The following is a 17,412-nucleotide window of genomic DNA, read 5'->3' as shown; positions in this document are numbered from 1 at the left end:
TACCGTGAGAAAGAAGTGGCCTGGTCGAATCTTTGGGATCGAGACTGAATTCGGTTGCTTGGTGCTGGACGACGAGTTAGGCACAGCTGAATCGGTTGTTGACGCGATCAAAGACCACATCTTCCTTGAGCAGCGCCTTGGGCTGATTGACCTCCACTCGCGTGACGAGGTGTTCGAACCGTCCCACTCTGGCGGCTTCTTGATGAACGGATCCAGGCTTTATGTGGATGCTGTTGGGAGTCATTTGGAGTACGCGACGGCGGAGTGCCTCGACCTAAAATCGATCATCACCAATGACCGAGCAGGGCATCGAATCATCAGCCACGCACTGGAGCAGATGGACTTGGTTGGCCGGGTCAAGCTGTTCAACAACAGCGTTGATCACTTTGGCGGGCAGACCTTCGGGACCCACGAAAACTACCTCGTGCACATGACCGAGGACTTCTTTACAGACCGAGTGCCGCACTTGTACTCGTTCTTGGTGACACGTCAGATTTTCGCCGGGACGGGCCGTGTCGGAGGGCACATCTTAGGTGAAAAGGACAATCTCCCGACGGTGGGGCAAATTCGCCAAAACCCGATTGATAACATCTGGGTGAGCGCGGTGTACGGTGTCGGACTCGACGATTCGATCCCATTCCAATTGAGCCAGCGCGCCGACCACATTCTGAAGCCAGTTGCGAGCCGTGTCCGATTCAATCGCGCGCTGATCAATCCTAAGTGGGAGCACTTTTATTCTCACAACGATCAACAACGGTTCCACTTGCTCTTTGGCGAATCGAACATGATGGAGTTTGCCTACGCACTCAAGGTTGGTACAACGAGCCTTGTATTGCGCTTGATTGAAGAAGGGCATTCGTTCCCCGATCAAATGTTGGTAGACCCGATCGAAACCCTGCGATCTGTGAGTCGAGATCAGTCGTGGAAGTGGCCTGTCGAAACTGTTTCTGGCGAGCACGAAACCGCAATTGGCATTCAAAGAAAATTCTTGGAGGCGTGCAAGAAGTACGGCGGGGAAAGCGCCGAGATCGACTGGATTTTGGAGCACTGGGCGAGCACCCTAGATGCACTTGAGATTGATCCTTTGAAACTCTACGATCGGCTGGATTGGGTAGCGAAATACAAGATGCTGTCCGAGTTCCGTAAATCCGAAGGGCTCGAGTGGAGCGATCCCTATCTGCACTCGCTGGACATGGAGTACCACAACATCAACGCCAAGGAAGGGCTCTATTACGCGCTTCAATCCATGGGCGATGTTCAGCGGATCACGTCAGAACTTGATGTGATTGACGCGATGACCGATCCACCATCCAATACTCGCGCAAATGCGAGGAGCCAAGCAATCAAGAAGATCATGAGCGGGAAGAAGCTCATCCCTTACATGATTGACTGGAGCGGGATTGCAATTGGCAGGTCGGAATACATCGATCTGGAAGACCCATTCAATCCGAATCTTCCAGAAGGATAGCGTTACTCTTTGCCGTGCTTTTCGCTGTAACAATACAGCCACTTGTCGCCGTACCGACCGCTATTCGTGGGCCACTGTTTCCACTGATTGGTCCCGTTCATGGCTTCGATTAAGTTGTGGCAGACGGTCTCGACATCGTTGGTCGTCCAGAGCTCGTTCTTGAGATGGTCGTTCGCGTGGGGATAGGCTGTCTGATTGACGTAGGTGATCGCAAGACCCGCCATCGGAGGAAACATCAGCCCATAAACGTTGAGCACGCCCATGAGGCGAGAGACGATGCCTTTCGCACCGACAGCGTGTGCTGTCGCCATCACGATTGCAGGTTTACCGACCCAAAAATCAAATCCTTCGGTGTGGGCAGTTTCTTCAAGGAACATCTGCATCGGCGAACCCCACGCATCCCAGTAAGTCCCAGTCCCAAAGATAAAGCCATCCGCGCGCTGGACAGCTTCTAGAACGCGGTCGATATGTGGACGGCGAGAGAGGTCTAGAATTTCGACTTCAACTTCGCCCGAAAGTCGCTCTTCTGCCAACGCAAGGAGTTCACCGGTGTTGCCGGTCACTCCGCCCAACGATCCATTCACAATCAAAACGCGCTTCATCTGTTAGCAAGATTATGACTCGGGTACAGTGCGGATTCATGGGCCTCTACGAGCGATTGCTACAGGGAAATTCGGAATGGCGAAGTCGTAAACTCGTCGCCGATCCTGAGTTCTTTTCGAGGCTTGTGAGCCAGCAGTCCCCGACCTACTTGTGGATCGGTTGCAGTGACAGCAGAGTCCCAGCAAACGAAATCACGGGTACGGATCCTGGCGAGATTTTCGTTCATCGCAACATCGCCAATTTGGTGGTCACCAATGACCTCAACCTACTTAGCGTCCTAAACTACGCGGTCAGCATTTTGAAAGTCAAGCATGTGATCGTGTGCGGCCACTATGGATGCGGTGGTGTTCGGGCTGCGGCGCTAAGAGATCCGGTCGATCCAATTCTGAGCATGTGGCTCAAGAACATTCGGGACGTTGTCCACGAAAATAGCCTCGAACTCGATCGGATTTCGGATGAAGAGCAGCGCGTCAATCGAGTTGTAGAGCTGAACGTGGCTTCCCAAGTCCAGAATCTCATGCGGACCGACATCATTCAAGACGCATGGCGCAATCAAGGTGGCCCCGATTTGCATGGGTGGGTGTATAGCATCGCCGACGGAATTCTGCATCCGCTTGTCGAAGTCCCGGCCGGAAGCCATGTCGACGACGCCTATCTTCGCAAGTAATCACTTCTTGGAGTGTTGTTTCAGGAACTTGTAGAACACTTCGTTCGAATCCTGCGGCATCTCGTGCGATCCGTTATGAATATGGGCGACGACAGGCGCGCCGACTTTCGAAGAAAACTCCATGATGTCTTTGCGGCCATCCCAAGGCTTGCCATCCGCGCTACATTGATTGATGGTTTTGAGCCGTTCGATCGTCCTTTCTTGATTTTTGAACGGAACCACTGGGTCTTTTCGGCCGGCGATGTGCAGCACTGGAATCGGGCTTGGGTCTGGTGCAGAACCAAATCCTCCAGCACACACCGCGATTGCAGCCAGCAAATTTGGCCTCGTACGCCATAGGCAATAAGTGAAGCCTGCGCCGTTCGAATGGCCAACCGAATAGATTCGCTTCGAATCCACTTTCGCCATCTTCTTCGCGGTGACCAAGAGCTGATCGAAGAACTTGAGATCGCGATCTCCATTAAGCCCTGGCGAGTTTTGCCAGCCATTTTTCTTTCCATCAGGATCAGTCCGTCCAGCAGTCGGCAATCCTTGAGGATAAACGGCGATCGCTTCGGGCCAATAGTCACCCACAGCAAACTTTCGAACTGAATAATTCATGTTCCCGCCGTGGCCATGAAACGCGAATACGATGGGAGAAGACTTGGTTTTCGCAGAGCTTGGAATGACGATGATCGCCTTTCGCTCGACGCCGTCGACGGTCAGGGTCAGAGTTTCTGTCGTTGGCTCCATGGCCATAAGCATCAGAGGGAACAGCGCAATCATGCAGTGCCAAGACGATTCAAAGTCTGAACGGTTCACCCAAATCGTCCTAGATTCGATAATCCTATGAAAGCTAACAGAGTGACTGTATTCGCCGCGCTATTTTGCATGCCTTTGGCGGCTACTGCGGAGGTCAATGCAACTGAAATCAACCAAATCGCTGCGGACTGGCAAAGGGTCTGTGGTGCGCCAGGAAGCGCGGTTGGAATCGTTCAAGACGGCAAGCTGATCTATTCCCAAGGCTTTGGCGTGATGTCTCTGGCTACCCAACAAAGGCCGGATAAGCGCACCTCGTTTTTGATTGGTTCTCTCACAAAGCAATTTGCTGCTGGCGGGATCATTCTGCTGAAGAGGGAGGGCAAGGTGAAACTCGATGACCCAATCACCAAATACATCCCATCGGCGCCATCGAGCTGGAGCGATATCACGCTCAATCACTTGTTGCACCACACCAGCGGATTATTCAATTACACCGACATTGCGGTGTCCATGATCTCGCCGAAGCCATTCACCTTGAGCGATGTTATCAAAGTCACTTCTGGACAAAAGCGAAAGACCAAGCCCGGTGAAGCCTTTGAATACTGCAACACCGGTTACTACCTTCTTGGCTCGGTCATCGAAGCGGTGACCAAGAAGCCGTACTTCGATTACCTAAATACAAAGATTTTCAAGCCACTTGGCATGAGCCGAACTTACATCTACCGGCGATCCATACCACGTCCGTACGAAGCGATTGGCTATTCGGATGCTCCCAATCGATTTTTGCCGCCCAACGAAGTGACGCCGGGTGCCGCAGGAAATTTGGCAAGCACCGTCGAAGACCTCGCGAAGTGGGACGCGGCTCTTTATGGCAACGACTTGTTCACCAAAGAAGAAAAGGCTCTCATGTGGACTCCATTCACCCTTAATTCGGGCGCAAAATCTGACTATGGAATGGGTTGGGGGGTTGGAAATGAAGGCGATCTGCCTGTCGTTGAACATGGAGGCGGAATCCCTGGATTCACCACGTATATCAAGCGATTTTTGAATGAGAAAACCACGATCATCGTGCTAAAGAACTCGATGAACGGCTCATCTCCTTCTGATTTGGTGACTCAAATTTCGCTGAGAATCATCCCCAAATTGGCGAAGTTATCTGAAGGCATTCCGGATGACAACACCCAGCTTACGGCGAGAACTTTGAACTTTGCGCGCTCTCTGATCGCGAACAATCCAGACCGCTCTCAAATGAGTGATGAAGCCAACAAAGGGCTGACGCCACAACTTGTACGCCAGGTTTCACAACAGTTTGAGCCCTATGGTCCGCTCAGCAAACTGACCTTGCTGAAGCGTGAATCAACAAATGGCACGATCATTAGCACCTATCTCGCCACATTTCCAACTGTTAGCCTAAAGTTGATGGTTTCAGTGAATTCCGAAGGGAAATTTGCAGGAATTCGGTTTTTGCCGTTCCCTTAAGTTCGATTAACTTTACGAATACTCGCATCGGGAGAGGAGCAATTGCTATAATAAGTTCGTCTAATTTTTTGTAAATTATTGTGAAAATTCTGGCTGGTATTGTGGTGGCGGTAGCCACGGTTTCGGGAGGTGCGTTGGCCGTTGGGGCATCGCAACACTCTCCTGTCATCCCGCAGGGAACGGTGATTGGCGTCGTTCCTGTCGGTGGTCTTTCGCCGGAAGAAGGCCGCAAACGATTGCGACTTTGGTGGGAAGGCGAGCGAACAGCGCAAATCAAGCTAACCAGCAAGAAGGTGGATGTGGGTTCTGGTGGTCGTGTGGATGAACTCGGGCTTTACCTCGACGATGAAGCCAGCATCAAACAGATTCAACTCGACGGATTTTGGGAGGACACCAAACGCAAGGTCGGCATTGATCAATCTAAGTCCAAGTTTCCGATTATCTTCGGAGTTCGAGAAGAGAAGATCAAAGCGCTCAGCGCGAAAATCGATTCCCAGAAGCGCGAGATGTCTCCTGCACGAGTGACTTTGGTCGCAGGGAAGATCAATCGCACCTACGAAAATGCAGGCATCGCACTGGATGCTGAGTCGTACCGAACAGCCTTGCAAGACGCCTTTTTGAACAAGATTCCTGAGATCGAGGTTCCACTGAAGGAAGGCGCCAAGAAAGTGCCGGACGAAGAACTCGAGAAGATCATCGAAACGGCATCGACCTTCACGACCCATTTTCCAGCCTCGAATCGACCACGCTGCGCCAACATCAAGCGCGCCAGTGAAATCATCGACGGTTTGGTTTTGATGCCTGGAGAGCAGTTCGCCTTCAACACAGTCGTTGGCAAGCGGACTGTGGCCAGAGGATTTAAGGAAGCTGGCGTGTATGTCAATGGTCGCCACGATACCGGTGTGGGCGGCGGCATCTGCCAAGTGAGCACGACGCTTTACAATGCTCTTTTGATGGGCGATTTCAAGATCGTCAAACGATCGAATCACTCACTGCCCGTGGCATATGTTCCAGTCGGCAGAGATGCTACAGTGAGCTTCCCGAATCCTGATTTGGTGTTCGAAAACAACAAGGATTACCCGATCGCCCTGGATTGCACCTATAGTCCCGGCACGCTGACCTTCAACATTTTAGGAATCAAAGAGAAGGGGCTGAAAGTCGAGATCATTCGCGGAAAGCAAACCACATGGTCGCGAGGAACAGAATACAAGCACGATCCTTCGTTACCGTTCGGAAAGGTGGTACTCATCGACCGTGGAGGCGCAGCGCATAAGATTAACACTTGGCGTTACGTCTATAAGGACGGCAAGCTCGTTCGCAAAGAAGATCTGGGCACCAGCTATTATCCGGGATCGCCTAGGCTGTACGGCAAAAATATGCGGGCAAAGGCTCCGGCGGCTCGGCCTTCAGCCACACCTACCCCTGCGCCCACTGCTGAACCGAGCACTCCCTCAGCGCCTGACCCGAATCAATAAGAACTGGTTTCCTTTGTAGACCATTTCTCCCAGATTGTTGATGCTGGCGAGATTTGCGTTCGGATAAGCCTCTGGATTCAGTCCCACCACGTATGTCACGTTGTACTTTTCGACATACGCTTGCTGCCTAGTAGGTGTGGAAGTTGGAGCAAAGAGCTCCTCTGCCATTTCGGCACGTCGCTCGGAATAATCAGGCGTTTCGCTCCAATGCCCGGCGATCGCCCTAGCACCGCCAAGACCGACAAATACTGGATTGAGATCGGGAATGATCGGGCTCCCGAAGCTGTCTGGCCCAAGCGGCGTCGGAACACCGGGGATGGCAGCGATGACCGGCACCGAATTCGAATCCCGCTGAACGATGTTGATCATCGCCAGCGCGTCTTTGCTCAAGAATGCGGGATGCACCGTTGTAGTTGACACATCGCCAGCGACCAATTTTGCCTCGCGTTGAATCCAGAGCACTGAGCTGGTGCAGATCATGATCAAGAACACGAAGGTCACGCTGTTTCGCTGATGCCGTTCGAACCGCTGCATGATGCACGCGATGCCGATGGCGGCAAGCGTGGCGACTGGAATGATCAGACCTGCCGCCATCTTACGCTGGAACAGAACAGGGAAGTAAGGTGCGGCCAGGCCGCACATAAGCCATGCGAGCATCAGATTCCAAATCGGCTCCTTGCGCCCTGCGCCAAAGCAGATCGCCAGCGCAGAGATAAAGAAGACAGCCCAGGTAATCGTTGTAAGAACGAAGTAGTCGCCCGTTCCTCCAGCCGCAATCCAGCTCACCAGCAGAAGCAAGAAAAATCCAAGCGCGCTTACTGTCGATCGAATTCGTTTCTGAGCGTCTGAGGCGATCGCCCAGACACAAAGCAAAATTGCAGGGAGCAATCCGCCTAAGAATGGCCGAAACCCGACGGTGAAAGTTGGAGTGGCGGCCCGCGCTTGAAACACCGCGTCGCTTTGGAGCACGTGCCAAAACCATGCAGCACTCGGCAATGCGCCAAGGCTCATCAGTGCGACTCTGCCCACCCATTTTGGCTCGACCTTCTTCGCGCCAAACATCGCCACCAACATCCCCAGCAGCACGAAGGCTAATGTGAGCACATCGTAGCTGTGGATGTTCATGAGCAACAAGAACGCCAGTGCACCACGCCAGACTCCCTTCGAGCTATCCCTGGCATTGAGCACCTCCAGTACGATCCAAAGCATCAAGCAGAGGCTCGCCATGAAGAGGCTGTTTGTGAGCATCGAAGGGAACACAAAAATCTCGGGCTGCCACACGTCCGTGGGAAGGTGTCCGCCAAAGATCGGCGCAAACACCTTGCCCTGTGGCGTGACGATCAGGCGTCCAAACATCTGCCAAGCCAGGAATCCCAATCCTCCGCCGAAGCAAATCAGGGTGATCGCGAGCTTGCAAACAAATAGATTGAGATCAGTGCGCCTGAATATCTGTCCGAGGAGATGGACAAATAGGTAAGTCAGTCCTAACCGAGCCAGCGTGAACGTGCCGATGATCCCAAAAATCCTGGCGAGATTCCCAAGTACCAAGAAGTAGAGATGAATTGTCAGCTTCGGCTGAGGATCAGTCGTGAATCGATTCTCGAAGAGGAAATTTCCTTCCATCGCCTGCCGCATCCAACCCATGTAGACCAGGTGATCATCGGTGTTGAAGACTTCGCCAAGATAAGCCTTGCCAGGAGGCTGGATACCCAGCGCGATGAGGTGGGGTAGTGCCGCCAAAAAGACGCAGACAAGCCCCAGAATTACACAGAAGCGGCTCAGCAGTTTGTTGCGCTGAGCCGAGTCGTCTGTTAATAGAAATTCTGGGAAATGCAAAGCTTAAGCAGGAATTGGGCGACCCATTTGCCGGTAGATGTCTTCGATCATCTTCTTGTTCTGAAGCGCTTCTTTGTTCTTTGGATCGAGCTTGAGCGCCTCTCGGTAGAGCTTTAGTGCCTTGGGATATTTGTCTTTCGGCCCAAGCGTCGGGGAGAGCATCGTGCCAGTGCCAAATTTTACGGTTGCATCGACATACGCTGCCTTCAGCTTGGCGTTTTTGGGGCTCTTGAGATATGCGGCCTTAGCGGACTTGTACGTTTTCTCCAGCTTCAAAAGCTTCTCTTTTTCGGCTTTCATGCCAGTAGCGGATTGTGCGCCGGCGAGTGATACTCCGAGCAACGAAACAACGGCAATGAGGGCTGATGCACGCATACAGGCATTTTACACACGTTGCTATCGGGACGTGTTGAGCTCTTCGATTTCTGTTTTGATCGCCGCGACTGTGGCAACGTCGATTTCCTCACCCCGAGAAATACGCTGCGTGGTGGACTCAATCATTCCAGCGAGTTCGGGACTGACCCGATTTGTAAGATTCTCGATTGGTGCATTGCGCGGAATACGCAGCTTTGTCTTTGCCTGATGGATGATCCGATCGAAGTAGAGAGCTGACGCGTACGAAATATTTTCGGTCCGTACGAACGTCGTACCGAGTGCATCAATCGCGTCTGTCGTTCCTCGTTCACGTGACCGCATCTGGTGAGCAATTCCGAACCGAACCGACACGCTATAGCACACCACGATGAAAAGAAGAAGTGCTTGCCATGAGGCCACAACCGCCCAGTTCCCGATTGCAGTGAAGAGGTTTGTGGGCTGACCGTTTCCAAAGGTGCTTTCGTAAGAGACGAAGTGGGCATTCTTGCCACCAAAACGGCGGAAAAGACTCACCAAGAATTCCGCATTGTCACCTTTGTCGATAAACCGATTGGATGCAATAAGGCCGCTGTTTAGCATCAAGACCTCGGTATTGCCGAACTTTTTAGACCAAGCAACGCTTTGATCTGCCGACGATCCGGTTTCATATTTTCCAAGCGGGGAACCAATATTCTCTTCGTAATCGGGGATGTCGCGAGGGATTCCTTGTAACTTGTATGATGGCTTCCCCAAATTCATCACTGGTATGTATGTTGCTGGACCTGCCGAAACCGATTGAGAGTCGAACTCTGGATCCATACGTACCAAGATGAGCTTACTGCCGGGTTTCGAATTCTTCAAAAGGTTTGATAGCGAGGGCATCAAACTTTCCGAACTAGAATCTTCTTCGTCGGACAGATAGTAAAGGGCAGATGAGATGTCTTTAGTAACGAAGGCAACGCTCACGGTCCCTTCTTCGGCAGTTGGAAATTCTGACCGGTTGGCATCGATCTTCATACCATTGCGCTCCAACAACTCGCCGAAGAGCTTCATCCCACTGGGTGCGCTGCTAGCCAAACTAGGAAATGCTGTCCTGGATTGTTGTCCTATGAGCAGGAAAACCGTCGCACCGAAGAGCACTGTGGTCGACCAAAGGGCAAATTTCTGGAGAGATCTGAACCTCATTTGCCAGCCACCTTCAGGGTTTCAGTGACCGACTCGTAGTAGGAGCGGAATTGCAGGGCGTCGCTTTCCGTGCAGTCCTTGTTTCCATACCAAAACTGGTCGAATCCTTCGGTCGGGGCCTTCAGATCGAACTGCTGCGAAAACTTGTTCCGCGAAAATCGGCGATAGTGCTCCCAATTCGTTTCAAAGGACTTGAGATCTAGCTTCTTGGATTCGTCCAACCGGATCAGGCACGCAATATAGAGGCATCGAACCGCCTCTCGGTGTCGACCAGCCGCAATGAACCCGTCCGCACGGGCTAGCCATTCATCAATCGAAAGCCCGGCTTCTTCCTCGGTGATCAAGCCACTACGAGATTTGGCGACTTTGATATTCCTCTTGAAAAACGGGGCAAAAACTTTGATGAGCATCAAGGCGCAGGCTGCGAGTGCAATGTAAATTGCAGATTCGATAAACTGTGGCGAAATGCTGGGGAAATTTGGAGCTGCGCCAGCCGGGGTCTCGACCCTGAAATCAAGCGAATCGAACCATTCCTGCATTTTTTTTGCAGAATCGGCCATCCAACTACTTTCTGTAAGCCCGCCCTGATCGTGATAGATTGGATCCTTCTTGGCCTCTGAGATCTCCTTGAGCCCGGAAACCGAGGATTCTCCTGCAGCCGTCGTGCTGTCTCCAAAGATCACCTTTGAGCGGACATATCCTTCGTAATTGTAGATCCCATAGCTTTCCGTCGCGTGGTCGGCGTCCCACAACTTCTTGAACTCAGGATCGTTGAATGCGCCATATTTCTTAGCGATTTCAAACCGAACTCCCTCTTCAGTGGCTGTGGAGAGCTCTTTGTCGAGTCCTGCCCAATCCACGGCCAGTGCCGTGCAATGCAGCAGCAAAACCAATGAACTAGCGGCGATTTTTTGAAGGAAGTTCATTGTTCATCAAATGGATGTCGTAGCCCTCAGCCCGGATGCGGCGCTCGAAGTAACTGACCGAGCTACTCACGCACCACATGGGAAAAAGAAAGGCAAAAACTGCAAAAAATGGAATCCCACCGATGAAATTACGCCAGACTTCCGCAAGAGGCGAATCTCCCATGAGCCGTTCGAGAATGGCGTAGATCGGCAGCATTTGATAGAGTATTGCCAGACTTCCGGAGAAGATTAGGCCCAAAATTCCGATGACGATGGTCATACCCAGGGTCATATCGGAGCCCGCCGCCACACCTCGATGCGCTTTTGACATCTGCTTGCTGCGCGCGAGCGCATCTTTGGGGCTGATCTTTTCCGCAATCAAAGCCGTAGGCGCCAGCAGATCGCGCAAAAAGTACACCAGCGGCATGACGAGCGACAAAATGACGAGTACAAACAGCGGAAGGTAAATGATCATCGAAGCATCGGAGTTACTGCTCACAAAAGCCGATGACGCTCCAAAGAAGATCGCAGTCGAAACTGGCCAAATCGATATTCGAAAGAGGATCCGGCTGCAGAGTTTGAACATCTCATATCCGGTCTGATCACATCGATTCTCGATCTCTTGCGGCGCAGCGGACCGCTGGTTGAAATGTGCCACGACGTGGTGCGTCACGGTGTTGAGGATCGACGAAAGCCCGATGATCAGCACCGGAACGCTCGTCATCACCATAAGCAAAAGAACGATGCCCGCTTCCAGAATTTGGAACCTCGTGTCGTTTGGGCGAGAAGTCAAAAACAGCCTCGGAATCAACACCTGGAAGTTCAAAACGATGACACTGTAAATCAGCGCGGACGGCAATAAGGTCTTGCCGTATATCTTGCCGGCGAGCTTTCTGAAGATTGTGGTGGTTGACTCAAACGTGCTCGCACTCAGCATCGACTGCAAGCGATCATATCGCTCGTGCTGATAGGTTTCTAGCGGCTCATTCCGCTCTTCGACGCTGTTTTTGAGCATGTTTATCGGATTGACAGAAATCCTTGGGTCTCTAATTCGTATCTACTTGTACGAGTCATGAGTATTTTAACCACGTTGGCGGCCACGAGCTTGATCCTCACGCCACAATCGCAAGATATAAAGAACTACGTTCAATCAGGCTTTCGGGATGCACAATTCACCGTCAAGACCGGAGCCCACAGCATCTCGGAGCTCAGCAAGATCAACAAGGACTTCACGAATTCCTATCGTGTCAGTTCGTCCCAAGTTTGGTTGAAAGAACCGTTCAAACTCCGCATGGTTTCCACGATCCAAGGTGAAGCCGTCACGTTCATCGTCAACGGCGGGATCAAATGGACGCGCGTGCCACGCTCAAACCTCAACGTCAAGATGGACGTTTCCAAAAAGCCTGGAATGCGCCAGACCGGATTCGACTTCGGATTGTTAACTCCAGCGATGCTCACGACCTTGTTCCAAGCGGACTTTGTACGTATGGACCGCGCGACTGGTGACGCCGTCTTTGATCTCACTTACTATGCGTCGCTGAAGGACACATCCCGATATCGCATCTGGATCGATCCAGAGCAGAAGCGAATCACGAAGAAGGAATGGTACGCCCAAAAGGGAAGGCAAGGAGGCCGTCTCATGGCGACGATCTTCTACGAGAAGCCTGTCACCCAAAATGGAGCCACTCTCGCGACTCAGGTCAGCGTGAACAACGCCGACAACAAGCGGGCCGGAACCGTCAGCTATGAGAACGTGAAGATCAATGCGGGCGTCGCCGACGACCTGTTCAAAGTGAACTAACGCAACAACTTCTCAATCGAATCACTAATCGCCTTGCTCGTGAATTTGAGCAGGGCGATATTCTTTTCGTACTCGGTGCGTGTCGGCCCCACCAATGCGATGGTTCCTGCGTGCTCATCGCCGATCGTAAAGCTGTGGCGTAAGATGCTAAGCGAGTGAAGCCCAGGAGTCAAATTCTCTTTGCCAATCGTGATGTACAACGGCTCGCTGCTTTGGTTGTCTATCGCTTGTGCCAGGAGTGTGTCGTCTTCAATGCTCTGCAAGACATTGGAAAGATTCATTGCGTCGCGCTGAACTTCGGGCGCCGCGAGCACATACTCTTCGCCTTCCACGAATAGCTGACCGCTAGAGCGATCCTTGTTGATTGCCTTCAGCCCTGCGATGGTATTCGCGGCAAGCTCTTCAATCGCTCCTGGCCTGCCTATAGAGCTCGATTTGAGCTTATTCACCTCACCCAGAGTTTGATTCACAACGACTCGGGTCAGCCAATCGTTGAGTTCACCAAAGTCGGCCAGAGTCACTTCTTTTGGAATCTCGAGTGGACGGTTTGCTACATCGCCATTACCGAGAACAACAACCAAGAGCGCGCTTCGTTCGCCAAGAGCGGTCACCACGGCATTGCGGATGACTTGCTTGCTGACGGTACTGAGTTTTGCTGCGCTGAGCTGGTGCGTCATCCGGCTCAGTAGCTTAGTGGTGTCTTGCAGGAGATCGCGGAGAATTTCAGCCTTCTGTGTGGTCTGATCGATCCTAGATTGCTCGCCCTCTTCAGGTGCGCCAGGGTTAACCATATGGTCAACAAAGTAGCGGTATCCAGAATCGCTTGGGATTCGTCCGGCACTCGTGTGAGGCTGCTCCAGCAATCCCATCTCACTCATTTCGGCGAGCTCGTTTCGAACGGTCGCGCCACGCACGCCAAGATCGTATTTGGTCGCAATCAGTTCGGAGCCTACTGGCTCTCCCTCGGCGACGTACTCGACAATCACCGCCTTCAAGATAATTCTCTTTCTTGGATCCAGTTCACTCATTGGGCGCACCCTTCAATGGATTCTACGACGCTTTTGGCAAAGGTTTCAATCGTACGATCCTTCGCATAAGCCAAACCAGCATCCTTGTATTGTTCCGCCTTCGATGTCAACTGGTTCAACGCTTGCGAGGTCAACTGGTTCAACGCTTGCGAGGTCATTTCAGGATTGAGGATATCCACTGCCAAGCCAAGACCGTTTTGGAGGACTTCCTTCCCGACATGACCGTCTTTGTTCGCGAGAATGGGCTTTCCTGACGCAGCTGCCTGGACCAGGACTCCGCTGCCACCCAACCAGTCGATGTACCCCGCCCAGACGCAATCGCATTCTGTAAATGCCATCGATTGGACTTCATTGTCTGCAAATCCAGGCAAGACGAAAAGCCGGTCGGATTCGATTAGTCGCGTTGCCCGATTCTCGCGCAGCAATTTTTGAACGTCATCGTCTTGCTTGCCGACGAGCAACCCAACGACATCTTGGTGGCACTCGGGCGAATCCAACGCGGACAGAAATTCTGCAACTCCCTTTCGTGGAGTCAATGATCCGAACATCAGGCAAACACGCTGTTCAGGCTGAATTCCAAGCTCTCGCCGTAGTGATCGCTCGGTATCTACGAACTCGATATAAGCCGCGTCTGGGATGAACCTGACGATTGACCCTTTCTGTGATTCTGCGAACTCAGGATCGACGACCAAGATCGATTTGAGGCTAGGAATCTTTAAGAGCCTCTGGAACGAGATCTTCTCAATTGCGTTGCGTGCGCCTCCCGCAAGGTGAAAGTGCCGCCCAAACAAGAAACCAGTGTAGGGAGAGGGACCAAATGGTGAGCCCTTGACCGCCATCGCGTGATCTGCACGGTCCAAGTTGACCATGAAGATTGCATCTTGCTTCGGTAACGAAAGATAAGCCTTGTTATAAGCCTTCCAGCGACCAAACTGGCCCCTGAGCTTTTCGCGAATGCCCGCAGATTCAGGTGTCGGGACATCCTCCATTTTCACGATGGAGAACTGACCTTCGAATCTTTCTTTTATCATTTCGAAGGCCACGCTCTCAATCACTCGATCGGTGGTGACCAAAGTAACCGTGTGGCCAGCCGCAAGCAGTGGGCCGAGGATGTACCGCACATAGACCAAGTGATGCCCATCGGGCTCTGGTTGGAATATGGCGATTTTCAGGCTCATCCTATGGTGCATTATGCCATTTAGGGCAAAAAAGAAGAGTCTGGGACTTGCCCCAGACTCTTCTTTCGATTCACAGAAGGGAAGAGTTAGTTCTTAACGAGCTCCTTCTTCTTCTTTCCGCCTTCAGTTTTCTTCTTGAAGACGACCTTCTTTGGATTTTCTGGATCGAGGCTAGCGATGATCGTGTCACCTTCGGCGAATGCGCCCATCAAGAACTCTTCGCTCAACGGATCTTCGATATATCGCTGAACCGCGCGTCGCAATGGTCGGGCGCCCATGTTCGGATCATATCCGTCGTTGACCAAGAGGTCCTTGACGTCTTCACCGAGTTCGATGGTGATGCCGATCTCCTTCGCTTGCTGATTCACCCGCTTGAGGTAGAGGTCAGCAATTCGCAGAATCTCTTCGCGTCGCAAGTGCTCGAATACGATCACTTCGTCCACACGGTTGAGGAACTCAGGGCGGAAGAGCTTCTTCATTTCTTCCAACATGCGGTTCTTCATCGCTTCATAGACCTTTGGATTGTTAGGATCTTCTTTCTGATCCTTGAATCCAAGAGCCTTATCCAGTTCGATCGGCCTTACACCGACGTTGGAAGTCATGATGATGATCGTATTGCGGAAGTCCACCTGGCGGCCCTGGCTGTCGGTCAAGTGACCGTCTTCCAAGACTTGCAACAGGATGTTGAAGACCTCTGGATGCGCCTTTTCGATTTCGTCGAGAAGAACCACGCAGTAAGGATTTCGGCGAACTTGCTCGGTGAGCTGACCGCCCTCATCGTATCCCACGTAGCCGGGAGGCGCTCCGACAAGTCGGCTAACCGCAAACCGCTCCATGTACTCGCTCATGTCGAGCCGGACCATGTTGGTGTCCTTCTCATACAAGTAGCCAGCAAGAGCCTTTGCAAGCTCCGTCTTACCGACACCGGTTGGGCCAAGGAAGATGAAGCTACCCATTGGTCGCTTCGGATCCTTGAGGCCGGATCGGCTGCGCCGGATTGCGCGGCTAACCGCGCTCACAGCGTCGTTCTGTCCGATGATTCGCATGTGCAAGTCATCTTCCATTCGGAGAAGCTTCGCGCTTTCGGTCTCAACCAGTCGAGTAACCGGAATGCCAGTCCAGCTTTGTACAATGCTGGCGATTTCTTCTTCGCCCACCACTGCATCGGGCTTGTCTTCCAGTTCCCAAGCTTCTTCACGCTCGATGATGCTGTTTTCAAGATCATCAATTTCAGTTTGTAGCTTGGTGATAGCGACCTCGTCCTCTGCCTTGTTTCGGCGAGCAAGGTGGTCGTATTCCGAACGCATCTTGGCGATCTTCACCTTGTCTTGACGGACTTCTGCCGGCGGCAAACTCTGTTGCAACCGAACTCGGCTAGCAGCTTCGTCAATCAAATCGATCGCCTTGTCTGGCAGTGTTCGATCAGAGATATAGCGCATGCTGAGCGTCACCGAAGCCTTGATCGCGTCGTCCGTGATCTCAACGTTATGGTGAGCTTCGTATCGCTCGCGAAGTCCTTTCAGAATGTCAATCGCTTCTTCTTCGTTTGGTTCTCGAACCTTGACGGCTTGGAATCGTCGTTCCAGCGCAGCGTCGCGTTCGATGTACTTCCTAAACTCTTCTTGTGTTGTTGCGCCGATGCATTGCAGTTCACCGCGAGCCAAAGCTGGCTTCATGATGTTGCTGGCATCAATCGCGCCTTCAGCTGCGCCGGCACCTACCAAGGTGTGAAGCTCGTCGATGAATAGAATCACCTGGCCTTCGGCGCGTCGCACCTCTTCCATGACCTTCTTCATTCGCTCTTCGAATTCGCCGCGATACTTCGTACCTGCGACAAGACCAGCAAGGTCCAGCGAGATCAATCGCTTGTCAGCAAGCAAGTTCGGTACGTCACCAGACACGATGCGCAAGGCAAGGCCTTCAGCGATAGCGGTCTTTCCAACACCAGGTTCGCCAATGAGGCAAGGATTGTTCTTGGTTCGTCGCGTGAGGATTTGCATCACACGCTCGATTTCCAAGTTACGACCCACGACTGGGTCCAATTTGCCTTCGCGGGCGAGTTCGGTCAAATCACGGCCAAATTCGTCCAGGGTTTGCGTCTTGACTTGGTTTTGATTCGACGCCGACTGCCGGCTAGAGCCAGAGCCCTTCGATGATCCACCGGAGCTACTGGTGCCTTCGTTATCTTGCAACGACCCGACTTCTCGGCGAGCGCGCTCCAATTCAACACCCAACTTGGCGAGAACACGTCCTGCCAAGCCATCGCCCTCTCGGATGAGGCCGAGGAGCAAGTGCTCGGTGCCGATGTAGTTGTTGTTCAAATTGCGAGCTTCGTCGTAGGCAAGATCAATGACTCGCTTGGCCCGAGGCGTCAGCGTCATCTCTTGCGAAGGGCGAGCATCACCGCGAGGAAGCTGCTTTTCAACTTCGGCTCGGATTCGGCTCAATGAAACCCCAAGTCTTTCGAGGACCCGTGCAGCAACACTGTCCGACTCTCGGACGAGGCCCAGCAACAGATGCTCGGTCGAAACGTATCCTTCACCGAATTTCTGCGCCTCTTCTTGGGCGTAAAAAACAACTTTTCTAGCTCGTTCTGTAAAGCGTTGCCACATATAGTTTATTCAGCCTCCTGCTGCCCCAAAGGGGTTCCCATCCATATAGACCACTGAGAGTTCATGGAGTGTTCTACGAA

General features: G+C 52.4%; 15 protein-coding genes. 5 read left to right on the top strand and 10 right to left on the bottom strand.

Features of this window, described 5'->3' with window-relative positions; all coding sequences use genetic code 11:
• Positions 1-4: 4 nt before the first annotated feature.
• A complete protein-coding gene (locus J0L72_04440) occupies positions 5-1,468 on the top strand; it encodes a proteasome accessory factor PafA2 family protein (protein ID MBN8690026.1) in 1,464 nt (487 codons plus the stop codon).
• 2 nt (positions 1,469-1,470) lie between these two features.
• On the opposite strand, the gene J0L72_04435 is transcribed toward J0L72_04440, so the two are convergent.
• Positions 1,471-2,070 (bottom strand): NAD(P)H-dependent oxidoreductase, encoded by a 600-nt coding sequence (locus J0L72_04435; GenBank protein ID MBN8690025.1) that lies wholly within the window; start codon positions 2,068-2,070, stop codon positions 1,471-1,473.
• A 38-nt stretch (positions 2,071-2,108) separates the two neighbouring features.
• Here J0L72_04435 and J0L72_04430 point away from each other — a divergent pair, with 38 nt between their 5' ends.
• Positions 2,109-2,738: a carbonic anhydrase gene (locus J0L72_04430; GenBank protein ID MBN8690024.1), complete on the top strand. Its 630-nt coding sequence runs from the start codon at positions 2,109-2,111 to the stop codon at positions 2,736-2,738.
• On the opposite strand, the gene J0L72_04425 is transcribed toward J0L72_04430, so the two are convergent.
• A complete protein-coding gene (locus J0L72_04425) occupies positions 2,739-3,539 on the bottom strand; it encodes an esterase (GenBank protein MBN8690023.1) in 801 nt (266 codons plus the stop codon).
• Between the two features lie 27 nt (positions 3,540-3,566).
• Between J0L72_04425 and J0L72_04420 the strand changes: the two genes are divergently transcribed.
• Positions 3,567-4,958 carry a beta-lactamase family protein gene (locus tag J0L72_04420; protein ID MBN8690022.1) on the top strand — a complete coding sequence of 464 codons (1,392 nt, stop codon included), beginning with the start codon at positions 3,567-3,569 and terminating at the stop codon, positions 4,956-4,958.
• Between the two features lie 80 nt (positions 4,959-5,038).
• Complete coding sequence (locus J0L72_04415; protein ID MBN8690021.1) at positions 5,039-6,433, top strand: VanW family protein; 1,395 nt, start codon at positions 5,039-5,041, stop codon at positions 6,431-6,433.
• Here J0L72_04415 and J0L72_04410 read toward each other — a convergent pair.
• Genes J0L72_04410 through J0L72_04390 form a run of 5 tightly spaced genes read right to left on the bottom strand, consistent with a single transcriptional unit; the run spans position 6,410 to position 11,728 of the window.
• Positions 6,410-8,269, bottom strand: a complete 1,860-nt coding sequence (locus tag J0L72_04410) for a hypothetical protein (protein ID MBN8690020.1) — start codon at positions 8,267-8,269, stop codon at positions 6,410-6,412. The two genes, J0L72_04415 and J0L72_04410, sit on opposite strands and share 24 nt — an antisense overlap.
• Positions 8,270-8,272: 3 nt before the next feature.
• On the bottom strand, positions 8,273-8,644 hold the full coding sequence (locus J0L72_04405; GenBank protein ID MBN8690019.1) for a hypothetical protein: 372 nt from the start codon (positions 8,642-8,644) through the stop codon (positions 8,273-8,275).
• A gap of 21 nt (positions 8,645-8,665) precedes the next feature.
• Complete coding sequence (locus J0L72_04400) at positions 8,666-9,808, bottom strand: hypothetical protein (GenBank protein MBN8690018.1); 1,143 nt, start codon at positions 9,806-9,808, stop codon at positions 8,666-8,668.
• Positions 9,805-10,734 carry a hypothetical protein gene (locus J0L72_04395; protein MBN8690017.1) on the bottom strand — a complete coding sequence of 310 codons (930 nt, stop codon included), beginning with the start codon at positions 10,732-10,734 and terminating at the stop codon, positions 9,805-9,807. Before J0L72_04395 ends, J0L72_04400 begins: the two co-directional genes overlap by 4 nt.
• On the bottom strand, positions 10,706-11,728 hold the full coding sequence (locus J0L72_04390; protein ID MBN8690016.1) for a hypothetical protein: 1,023 nt from the start codon (positions 11,726-11,728) through the stop codon (positions 10,706-10,708). Before J0L72_04390 ends, J0L72_04395 begins: the two co-directional genes overlap by 29 nt.
• Before the next feature lie 57 nt (positions 11,729-11,785).
• Between J0L72_04390 and J0L72_04385 the strand changes: the two genes are divergently transcribed.
• Positions 11,786-12,514, top strand: a complete 729-nt coding sequence (locus J0L72_04385) for an outer membrane lipoprotein-sorting protein (protein ID MBN8690015.1) — start codon at positions 11,786-11,788, stop codon at positions 12,512-12,514.
• Here the strand turns inward: J0L72_04385 and hrcA are convergent.
• From hrcA to J0L72_04370, 3 genes are all read right to left on the bottom strand, one after another.
• On the bottom strand, positions 12,511-13,509 hold the full coding sequence (gene hrcA, locus J0L72_04380) for a heat-inducible transcription repressor HrcA (protein ID MBN8690014.1): 999 nt from the start codon (positions 13,507-13,509) through the stop codon (positions 12,511-12,513). The genes J0L72_04385 and hrcA overlap by 4 nt on opposite strands.
• 29 nt (positions 13,510-13,538) lie before the next feature.
• Entirely contained in the window at positions 13,539-14,720 is a 1,182-nt protein-coding gene (locus J0L72_04375; protein ID MBN8690013.1) for a glycosyltransferase family 4 protein, read from the bottom strand.
• Positions 14,721-14,806: 86 nt separating this feature from the next.
• The gene (locus J0L72_04370) at positions 14,807-17,332 is read right to left on the bottom strand and encodes an ATP-dependent Clp protease ATP-binding subunit (protein MBN8690012.1); all 2,526 of its coding nucleotides are present in this window, start codon (positions 17,330-17,332) and stop codon (positions 14,807-14,809) included.
• Between the last annotated feature and the right edge of the window lie 80 nt (positions 17,333-17,412).

Source organism: Armatimonadota bacterium (assembly GCA_017303935.1).
Classification (GTDB): domain Bacteria; phylum Armatimonadota; class Fimbriimonadia; order Fimbriimonadales; family Fimbriimonadaceae; genus JAFLBD01.
Note: the sequence above shows the minus strand (reverse complement) of the source record. Positions and strands in the feature narration are given on the sequence as shown.

What these genes read in the sequence shown, in the direction of transcription:
- J0L72_04435 (MBN8690025.1), bottom strand. Translation starts at nt 2,070, where the DNA reads ATGAAGCGCGTTTTGATTGTGAATGGATCGTTGGGCGGAGTGACCGGC.
- J0L72_04430 (MBN8690024.1), top strand. Translation starts at nt 2,109, where the DNA reads ATGGGCCTCTACGAGCGATTGCTACAGGGAAATTCGGAATGGCGAAGT.
- J0L72_04420 (MBN8690022.1), top strand. Translation starts at nt 3,567, where the DNA reads ATGAAAGCTAACAGAGTGACTGTATTCGCCGCGCTATTTTGCATGCCT.
- J0L72_04405 (MBN8690019.1), bottom strand. Translation starts at nt 8,644, where the DNA reads ATGCGTGCATCAGCCCTCATTGCCGTTGTTTCGTTGCTCGGAGTATCA.
- J0L72_04400 (MBN8690018.1), bottom strand. Translation starts at nt 9,808, where the DNA reads ATGAGGTTCAGATCTCTCCAGAAATTTGCCCTTTGGTCGACCACAGTG.
- J0L72_04395 (MBN8690017.1), bottom strand. Translation starts at nt 10,734, where the DNA reads ATGAACTTCCTTCAAAAAATCGCCGCTAGTTCATTGGTTTTGCTGCTG.
- J0L72_04390 (MBN8690016.1), bottom strand. Translation starts at nt 11,728, where the DNA reads ATGCTCAAAAACAGCGTCGAAGAGCGGAATGAGCCGCTAGAAACCTAT.
- J0L72_04385 (MBN8690015.1), top strand. Translation starts at nt 11,786, where the DNA reads ATGAGTATTTTAACCACGTTGGCGGCCACGAGCTTGATCCTCACGCCA.
- J0L72_04375 (MBN8690013.1), bottom strand. Translation starts at nt 14,720, where the DNA reads ATGAGCCTGAAAATCGCCATATTCCAACCAGAGCCCGATGGGCATCAC.
- J0L72_04370 (MBN8690012.1), bottom strand. Translation starts at nt 17,332, where the DNA reads ATGTGGCAACGCTTTACAGAACGAGCTAGAAAAGTTGTTTTTTACGCC.